The sequence below is a fragment of the Bacillus haikouensis genome, assembly GCF_013179555.1.
Taxonomy (GTDB): Bacteria; Bacillota; Bacilli; order Bacillales; family Bacillaceae_B; genus Rossellomorea; species Rossellomorea haikouensis_A.
This window is the reverse complement of the sequence record NZ_JABMCR010000281.1, coordinates 1-5,083: the sequence shown is the minus strand read 5'-3', so window position 1 is coordinate 5,083 and position 5,083 is coordinate 1. Positions and strand designations below refer to the sequence as shown.

The following is a 5,083-nucleotide window of genomic DNA, read 5'->3' as shown; positions in this document are numbered from 1 at the left end:
AGCTTATGATTACTTTGTGAGTTGTTCGAAACGATTTAAGAACCTTGGAATCCGGACAGCCGCCTTTGTTTCGTCTTCAGAAGGAAATCTGGGTCCTTGGAGTATTAATGATGGTCTATCCACATTGGAAGAACATCGTAACCTGCCGATTCACATCCAGGCAAAGCACCTCTGGGCAACCGGCCTGATTGATGATGTCATTATTGGAAATGCTTATGCAACTGATGAAGAGATCATCAAGCTGGGTAAACTGAATCGATATGTGGTAGAGCTTGAAATCGAGTTAGAAGATGGAATATCCTCATCTGAAGAAAAAATCATCTTCAATGAGGAACATGTTCGAAGAGGGGATATCACGGAATACTTAGTCCGTTCCACCGAGGTAAGAAAAACATACGCAAACCATCCAATTGTTCCCCTTGGAGCGAAAAAGCAGCTAGTGGGTGATGTGGCAATTGGCAATGATACATTCGGGAAATACAAGGCGGAACTCCAAATCGTATTGAAAGAAATGCCAGAGGATGATCGAAAAAATGTTGTGGCAAAAATAGTCCCTGAAAATCTATTTCTATTAAATTACATTAAACCGTGGACTACTTTCAAGTTCGTAGAAAAAGAGCAGTTATAAAGAGTGATAAATTCCCGATGAAGGGTAAGCCGAATCTTTTTTAGATTCGGTTTTTTAAAATCTGAATTGTTTCAATATTCTTTGATTTGTCTCCCTTAATCTGTAGAATGCCCACCTTACCAAAATGTAAGCGCTATTATAAGCTGGATATATAAATAAAAAAGGAGTGGTCAATTTGAAAAAGTTCTTCGTAATGGTTGTAGTCCTATTACTCGCTTTAGCCGGATGCAGCGGAGCAGGAGATAAAGAGGGTGCTGGAGGGAAAGACTCTGGAAAAACGAAAATATCAGTCTGGCATAACTTTGCCGGGGATGATTTACGTGCAAGAACAGTAAGAGATATGATTACTCAATTTGAAAAGGATCATCCGGATATTGAAATCGATGCACAAGCCATTCCAGTTGATGGATATCGTCAGCGGGTGAGTACGGTTGCCGCTGCGGATGAGCTTCCTGATGTTTTCTTGACGTATGCAGGCAGTTTTACAGATGAATTTCATAAAAGTGATTTAATTCAACCGATTACTCAATTATTCGAAGAAAATCCTGAATGGAAAGACTCATTCCTAAAAGGCGCATTAGATCCATACAACTATGACGGAGAATTATACTCAGCTCCGGTTGCGATGTCTTCAACGTCTTTCTTGTATTATAACAAGTCATTATTCGAAGAACATAACTTGGAAGTACCAGCCACTTGGGACGAGTTTATTGAAACAATCGACTTCTTTAAAGAAAAAGATATTACACCTCTTGCAATGGGGAATAAGGCTCCCTGGGTTGCGCAATCTACAACATTTGGCGCGATTGCAGACCGCGTAACAGGTACAGAGTGGTTCATGAATGCCGTTAACCAGGATGGCGCATCATTTACAGATCCAGTATTCATTGATGCATTAGATAAATTTAAAGAACTTGTAGATCATGATGCCTATTCTGATGGCGCAAACAGCATGGATAATACTCAGGCTGAACAGTATTTTGCCCAAGGAAAAGCTGCCATGATGCTGAATGGTTCCTGGACAATTAGCAGTTTAGCTGCTTCCGGATCAGAAGATGTAACAGCAAACATCGGGATTACAACAGTACCAGCAATTGAAGGCGGTAAAGGTGCAGGAAATACAATTACGGGCGGTCCTGGTGGAGGATACCTATTAAGCAGCAAAACAAAAGGTGCTGAAAAAGAAGCTGCGTTAGACTTGATTTACACATTAAGTAACGGAGAAGCACAAAAGGCTATTGCAGAAAGTAATTCAATGGTTATGTATGATGTGGAACTTGATCAAGATACGGTAGATCCATTATTTTATGAAGCATTTAACCTTGTAAAAGGCGCTGAGTTCGCCCCAGTATACGATCTGCATTTATCATCTGCAGGGGCTGAAGCAGTCAATAATGGATTGCAAGAAATTATGCTTGGTGGAGATGTGAAAAAAGTAGCGGAAACTATTCAAAACGCACAAGCAGCAAATAAAGATTGATTGTAAAGTTTCAAACGATGTTGATTGAAGTGAAGGGCACTGAGCGAAGATCAAGTGCCCTGGCTGCAGTCAATGGAGCTTAAATAAAAAAGCCCATGAGAGGAGGGGATTGTATGCAATCAGGACTAAAGTTAAAAGGATTGTTAGTGATGACGTTACTTCCTGCTCTTTTGCTTTACAGCTTTTTCGTCATCGTGCCCATTTTCTGGTCTTCCTATTATGGTTTTTTTAGTTGGTCTGGATTGGGTGAAGCAACCTATATTGGATTTCAAAATTACATTGAAGTCATTCAAGATCCTGTATTTTGGAGGGCTTTTAAAAATAATCTGATCATTGTGGCAGCATCTGTGTTAGGGCAAGTTCCAATCGCCCTCGGACTTGCTTTAATACTCAGGAAGAGTAGTTTATTCCAGCGCTTTGTTCGCTCGGCTGTCTTTTTACCAATGGTCATCTCTACCGTTGTAGTAGGTCTTATCTGGGGTTATATTTTTGACCAGGAATTCGGGATTGTGAATACTTTATTAACTGCAGTCGGGCTTGAAGAATGGACGAGAGCATGGCTTGCCGACCCATCTGTGAATATGTATGCCGTCTCAGTACCGATAATATGGAACTATATTGGCCCTTATTTGATTATCTTTATCGCTGCTATTCAAAACATGCCGGCAGAAATTGAAGAAGCTGCCTTACTCGATGGTGCTACCGGATGGAGGAAATTGTTCTACATTATTTTACCGAATATGTGGGGAACCATTAAAGTTGTCATCATCTTATGTATTTCCGGGAGTTTAAAAGCTTTTGACCAAGTATTTGTCATGACAGGCGGCGGACCGGCCCAGTCAACTGAAATTCTGGCAACCTATATGTACAATAATACCTTCTTGGTGTATCGATACGGTTTCGGTTCTGCAATATCCACTTTAATCATTATATTAAGCCTTATTCTAATCGGGATAAGCCAAATATTAATGAGGAAAAAAGACTAGGGAGGTGTAGGTAAGGTGAACACTCAAACTGAAACTCAAAAAATGAATTCCTCTTTAGATTTTTCATTAAAGGCAGGACTATTTAAAACAATTAAGGTTTTGTTTTTAACGATTTTTTCTTTATTGATGATATACCCGCTATACTGGTTGATTACGAGTGCTTTTAAAACAAATGAAGAAATTTTCACATCTCCTTATTCTTTCCCAACAAGCATTGCGTGGGAAAACTTTACAAGGGCATGGGAAGTAGCCAACCTAGGACAGGCAATGATCAATTCCACGATTGTTACAGTTAGTGCTACCGCATTGACTGTATTCCTCGGTGCATTAACGGCGTATGTATTATCCCGATTTACGTTTAAGTTAAAAGGGTTTTTAGTCGTTTTGTTTCTGCTGGGGATGCTGATACCGGTTCATAGTACGCTGGTTCCTTTATTTACGCTGATGAATTCAGTCGGCCTCTTAGATAGTTATTGGGCCCTTATTTTACCTTATACTGCATTTGAACTCCCCATCGCCATCTTTTTGACTGTTGCGTATATGAGTGCAGTACCGAAGGAGTTAGAAGAAGCGGCCGTTATGGATGGAAGTGGATACTGGGGAATATTCTTCAAGATCATGCTTCCGTTAAGTGTGCCAGCATTATCAACAGTCGCAATCCTGGCATTTTTACGTTATTGGAATGAGTTTGTCTTTGCGTTGGTATTTATCAACGATAGTGCATTAAAGACATTGCCATTAAGCTTAGCGGTATTCTCCGATGGATTTAGTACAGATTACGCGCTTACGATGGCTGCAATGACAATCGCTGTTATTCCAACCATTATCATGTATGTTCTCTTCCAGGAACAGATTATGAAAGGTATGGTAGCAGGAGCAGTTAAGGGATAATGATTACTAGTAAAAGGCGGTGTGGCAGATGAATGTTATCCTTTCAAAATATGTATATGTCCTGCAGCAAATATATTGGTTTGCCTACTTGCAAGTGTTGTGGTTGTTATTTACTTTACTTGGATTAGGAGTATTTGGAATTTTCCCTGCCACACATGCTCTCTTTACGGTCTTAAAGGAAAAAGATTTATCATCTGGAGAAGCATTTCGTACATTCCGAAATGCTTTTACCTTTTCCTTCTTTAAATTGAGCGGAGCGGCACTCATCTGGCATTTCATGTTCCTTCTAGTAGGCGCCAATCTATTGATCTTACAATCGATCTATCTCAAATATTTGGTAATGGGTATGATCGGGATCATTTTTCTAAGTATGATTCACTTTTTTCAATACTTGGAAACGGATCAACCAATTATTTCTCAAGTCAAAAGGGCCTTTTCCTTCGTCTGGATTTTACCAAAAAATAATATAGGATATTTGTTTATTTTTGTTATAGAATTATTCGCCATTGCCTATATACCTGGAATTACCTTCTTTTTTGGTATAAGCGTTGCCGCATTTTTTATGGTGAAGATAGGAAATTCCGAGGAAAATAAGAGACTGCAAGCAAAACTGGCAGAAAGGAGCTTCTCATGACCAAAAAAGGATTGAAGGTTGTCACGATTGGGGGAGGATCAAGCTATACGCCAGAACTGATCGAAGGGTTCATCAAACGCTATGAATCTCTTCCAATTAAAGAATTGTGGCTTGTTGATATCGAAGAAGGGGAAACCAAATTACAGATCGTGGGAAATCTTGCGAAAAGGATGATTAAAAAAGCGAATATCCCCATGGAAATTCACTTAACCCTGGATCGCCAAGCCGCCCTTAAGGATGCGGATTTTGTAACCACACAATTTCGGGTTGGACAATTAGAAGCAAGAGCAAAAGATGAAGAAATTCCGCTGCGATATGGTGTTATCGGTCAAGAAACAAATGGACCGGGAGGATTGTTTAAAGCCCTCCGTACCATCCCTGTCATAGTAGAAATTGTGAACGAGATGAAAGAATTATGTCCAAATGCGTGGCTCATCAACTTTACCAACCCTGCCGGAATGATT

General features: G+C 39.9%; 6 protein-coding genes. All 6 read left to right on the top strand.

Annotated features, from left to right (window positions below):
• On the top strand, positions 1-628 hold a 628-nt coding region (locus HP456_RS19630), incomplete at its 5' end, for a phospho-sugar glycosidase domain-containing protein (protein WP_172254240.1).
• Positions 629-794: 166 nt separating this feature from the next.
• Positions 795-2,108: an extracellular solute-binding protein gene (locus HP456_RS19625; protein WP_172254238.1), complete on the top strand. Its 1,314-nt coding sequence runs from the start codon at positions 795-797 to the stop codon at positions 2,106-2,108.
• Positions 2,109-2,221: 113 nt separating this feature from the next.
• Entirely contained in the window at positions 2,222-3,094 is an 873-nt protein-coding gene (locus HP456_RS19620) for a carbohydrate ABC transporter permease (protein WP_172254236.1), read from the top strand.
• Between the two features lie 15 nt (positions 3,095-3,109).
• A complete protein-coding gene (locus HP456_RS19615) occupies positions 3,110-3,985 on the top strand; it encodes a carbohydrate ABC transporter permease (RefSeq protein WP_376766242.1) in 876 nt (291 codons plus the stop codon).
• Between the two features lie 28 nt (positions 3,986-4,013).
• On the top strand, positions 4,014-4,619 hold the full coding sequence (locus HP456_RS19610; RefSeq protein WP_172254234.1) for a DUF624 domain-containing protein: 606 nt from the start codon (positions 4,014-4,016) through the stop codon (positions 4,617-4,619).
• The coding region (locus HP456_RS19605; RefSeq protein WP_446680275.1) for a family 4 glycosyl hydrolase at positions 4,616-5,083 on the top strand (468 nt) is incomplete at its 3' end. The genes HP456_RS19610 and HP456_RS19605, both read left to right, overlap by 4 nt.

Bases quoted from the DNA above. Each gene is read 5' to 3' on its own strand.
- HP456_RS19620 (WP_172254236.1), top strand. From the start codon at position 2,222: ATGCAATCAGGACTAAAGTTAAAAGGATTGTTAGTGATGACGTTACTT.
- HP456_RS19610 (WP_172254234.1), top strand. From the start codon at position 4,014: ATGAATGTTATCCTTTCAAAATATGTATATGTCCTGCAGCAAATATAT.